The 3,897-nt window shown below is 52.4% G+C and carries 3 protein-coding genes; 1 reads left to right on the forward strand and 2 read right to left on the reverse strand.

Features of this window, described 5'->3' with window-relative positions; genetic code table 11:
- Positions 1-1,472 (reverse strand): 5-methyltetrahydropteroyltriglutamate--homocysteine S-methyltransferase (metE, locus tag VK958_RS08220; RefSeq protein ID WP_325240593.1); only part of this gene is annotated, 1,472 nt, incomplete at its 3' end.
- 106 nt (positions 1,473-1,578) lie between these two features.
- Between metE and VK958_RS08225 the strand changes: the two genes are divergently transcribed.
- Positions 1,579-2,478 carry a LysR family transcriptional regulator gene (locus tag VK958_RS08225; RefSeq protein ID WP_325240590.1) on the forward strand — a complete coding sequence of 300 codons (900 nt, stop codon included), beginning with the start codon at positions 1,579-1,581 and terminating at the stop codon, positions 2,476-2,478.
- Here the strand turns inward: VK958_RS08225 and hflX are convergent.
- Positions 2,470-3,810, reverse strand: coding sequence for a GTPase HflX (gene hflX / locus VK958_RS08230; RefSeq protein ID WP_325240592.1), 1,341 nt, complete (start codon positions 3,808-3,810; stop codon positions 2,470-2,472). The genes VK958_RS08225 and hflX overlap by 9 nt on opposite strands.
- Positions 3,811-3,897 lie beyond the last annotated feature (87 nt).

The following is a 3,897-nucleotide window of genomic DNA, read 5'->3' on the forward strand; positions in this document are numbered from 1 at the left end:
TGCACCAGTACATCCAGGCCCAACGATTCCTGCTCGCGCACACTGTGCAGAATTTCCGCTTTCATCGCTGCCTGGTAACTCGCCTGATCCAGCGCACCCGCTTTGAACTGGCTACGTGCATGACGGATGCCAGCCGTTTGCGGGAAAGAGCCTATGGTCGTGGTAGGAAACTTGGGAAGTTTGAGCAAAGCAGCCTGTTTGATTGCACGTGTCGTGTAGGTGTTTTGACGTCGACCTAGTTGAGGCGTCAGCTTTTCCAGCGCAGTTTTTACAACTGGATTATGCACGCGTTGCGAAGTGCGACGTGCTTCGATTGCGGCCAGATTACTTGCCAATTGGTCTTTGACCGTTGCGCGTCCTTGATTCAAGGCAATCGCCAGAATACTTAACTCTTCCAGTTTTTGTGTAGCAAATGCCAGCCAGGATCTAATCTCGCCATCCATTTTTTGCTCGCTATCCAGATCGACTGGCACATGTTGCAATGAGCACGAAGGCGCCAGCCATAAACGCTCACCTAAGCGTTGCGCAATAGGCTCCAGCCAATCTAAAGTCGCGTTTAAATCCGTTTTCCATATATTGCGGCCATTGATTACCCCAACGGAAAGCACTTTGTGTGCGGGCAGCATGTTAATCAACGGCACGATTTCGCTACGTGCATTGATCGCATCCACATGCAAACCGGCGACGGGCAGATTGGCTGCCAGGTATTGGTTTTCGGCCAGCTGACCAAAATAAGTGGCGACCAGCAGTTTCACGCGGCTGCTCTTTAACTGGTGATAAGCCAGGTTGAATGCATGCTGCCATTCAGGAGTCAGCTCGGCAACCAAGATCGGCTCATCGATCTGGACCCATTCCACGCCTTGCGCAGCCAGGGTTTCCAGCAGCTCTGTGTAGACTTGTAATAACGTTGGCAACAAAGCCAGTCGGTCTGAGTCATCTTTGGCCTTGCCGATCGCCAGGTAAGTCACAGGCCCAACAATCACTGGTTTCGCCTTGACGTTTTGTGCTTTAGCTTCAGACAGTTGTTCCAGCAGGCGCGTCGCATCCAGCTTGAATTGGGTTTCAGCGGTGAATTCAGGCACGATATAGTGGTAGTTGGTATCAAACCACTTGGTCATTTCCCCGGCAGCCACGCCGCCACAGCATTGCGCATGCTCCTCACCGGACTCTGCCGAGCGGCCACGTGCGACACGGAAATAGTTATCCAGGGGATCTCCATGGAAATCTTGCACACGTGCTGGCAGGTTGCCGAGCGTGAAGCTCATATCCAGCACCTGGTCATAAAACGCAAAGTCACCCACCGGCGCGAAATCAAGGTTGGATTGCAAAGCCCAGTTGCCCTTGCGTAAATCTTTACCTATCTGCTTTAAAGCGTCTAATGAGGACTGCCCTTTCCAGTATGCCTCCAGGGCAAATTTCAGTTCGCGTTTTGCGCCTATGCGCGGAAATCCCAGATTGTGTGTGGTGACCATGTGTGTCTCGCGTGTAATCATTAAGAACACGCATTTTAGGAAACACAAACCATGAAGTAAAATGGTATTATTTCAACTATCAATTAATTTTATTCATAGATAACTGATGATTGAACGTATCCATTTAGCAATTATTCGTGAGGTTGAACTTCAAGGTTCGCTGACAGCCGCCGCTGAGAAATTGTTTCTAACTCAGTCTGCATTAAGCCACTCGATCAAAAAACTGGAACAGCAATTGGGCACTGATATCTGGCTACGCGAAGGCCGCCGTTTACGATTGACCCAGTCCGGGCAATATCTGCTGGCAGTAGCCAACCGCCTGTTACCGCAATTGTCATTGGCTGAAGAGCGCCTGCGCCAGTTTGCCCAGGGCGAGCGTGGCACCTTGCGCATCGGTATGGAATGCCACCCCTGTTACCAGTGGTTATTGAAAGTGGTGTCGCCATATCTTGCTGACTGGCCGGATGTCGATGTAGACGTCAAACAGAAGTTTCAGTTTGGTGGCATAGGTGCACTGTTTGGCTATGAGATTGATATGCTGGTCACACCCGACCCTTTATATAAACCCGGCCTGATATTTCAACCGGTATTTGATTATGAACAGGTGCTGGTGGTGAATCATCAGCATCCATTGGCGAAGTCTGCCTATGTCGTGCCTGAACAGTTAAGTAACGAAACGCTGATCACTTACCCGGTAGAGATAGACCGGCTAGACATCTATAACCAGTTTCTGCAACCAGCGGGCATCAGCCCGCATGTGCACAAACCGATTGAAACCACAGACATCATGCTGCAAATGGTCGCCAGTGGCCGCGGCGTTGCCGCGTTACCGCGCTGGCTGGTGGAAGAATATCAAAGCCGGTTTGATGTGACACCGGTACAGTTAGGCAAACAGGGCATCGCCAAACAGATTTACCTGGGGATACGTGAGACAGACGAACAAATTGATTATGTGCAGGCGTTTATTCGATTGGCTCAGGGCGGCAAGTCACTGTCATCACTCTAACTGTGTTAACTGTTCACGCAGGCTATCGATATCGTTGGCTTCGCCACGCACAGTGAAGAACGTGCCATCATCCTCCGAGCGCTCGCTCAATACCTGGCAGGTACTGTAAATTTTGCCGCGAAGTTGTTGTGCGGACCAGGGCACAAAAATCTCGGCTTCAACCAGGTCCTGCTGGAAGAAGTCGACAAGCTTCTGGCGGAGCGCCGCCACTTCATCCGGGCGGCGGGCACTCATCACTATGCAATCCGGATATTTCAACCGCAGCGCAGCTTCATGCTCCGCTTGCGCAGTAGCATCACCCACGAAGTCTATCTTGTTGAACACGCGGATACGCGGCACATCGTCCGCTTCGATTTCTTCCAGTACTTTATCTGTCACTTCAAGCTGGCGCTCAAAGCCGGGATCGCTTGCATCAATCACATGCAGCAGCAATGACGCATCAAGCGCCTCATCCAGCGTGGATTTAAATGACGCCACCAGGCCATGTGGCAAGTTTTTGATGAAACCGACGGTATCACTGACCAGCACCCTCGGGATGCTCTCCGGATATAGGGCCCGCACGGTGGTGTCCAGTGTGGCGAAAAGCTTGTTCGCCACCAGCACCTCACTACCAGTCAGTGCGCGCATCAATGTAGATTTACCGGCATTGGTATACCCGACCAGGGCGACACTCGCCATCGTCTGGCGCTCCTGACGGCGGGCACGTTGCGTCCTGCGCTCGCCATCCATCACGATAATTTCCTGTTGCAATTCTGCAATGCGGTCGCGAATCTTGCGCCTGTCCAGTTCGGTGTGCGACTCGCCTGCGCCGCGACCACCTGCTCCGCTACGCTGGCGGCCCTGCGGACCCGCCAGTTTTGCAGCCTCGCGCAACCGTGGCGCCATGTAGCCAAGACGCGCAATCTCCACTTGGGCGCGTGCTGCGCGTGAGCGGGCATTGCGGTGAAAGATTTCGAGGATGACCATGGTCCGGTCCATCACCTCGCAACCCACTTCAATTTCAAGATTGCGGGCCTGTGCCGGCGAAATTTCGTGGTCAACCAGGACGGCCTCAATAGTGGGTAACTGTGCATCCAGCGACTGAGACTCATCCTCGGCAGACTCAATGCTGACGTAATCACGGATTTCCTCGCGCTTGCCTATCCCCAGATAGCCCGTCGTATCAAAGCTAGAGCGCTTCTGTACAAATGTGTTTACGATCTGATAGCCCAGCGTTTTCGCCAGTTCGCGCAGTTCGCTAAGGGAGGCTTCAAACTCGATGTCGCTGACATTAGGTAGCTGAACGGCTGCAACCACGGCGTACCGGATAGGCTCTTTTACTTCACTTTGCATGAGGGGATGATGTCTCTAGATTTGCTGAGGCTAGATAGTACCTGTAAATGCAGGATGCACCATCATGAATACTTTAAGAAAGATCAA

Origin of the sequence: Methylophilus sp., from assembly GCF_035460085.1 — a bacterium.
GTDB lineage: Bacteria > Pseudomonadota > Gammaproteobacteria > Burkholderiales > Methylophilaceae > Methylophilus.

Bases quoted from the DNA above. Each gene is read 5' to 3' on its own strand.
- VK958_RS08225 (WP_325240590.1), top strand. From the start codon at position 1,579: ATGATTGAACGTATCCATTTAGCAATTATTCGTGAGGTTGAACTTCAA.
- hflX (WP_325240592.1), bottom strand. From the start codon at position 3,810: ATGCAAAGTGAAGTAAAAGAGCCTATCCGGTACGCCGTGGTTGCAGCC.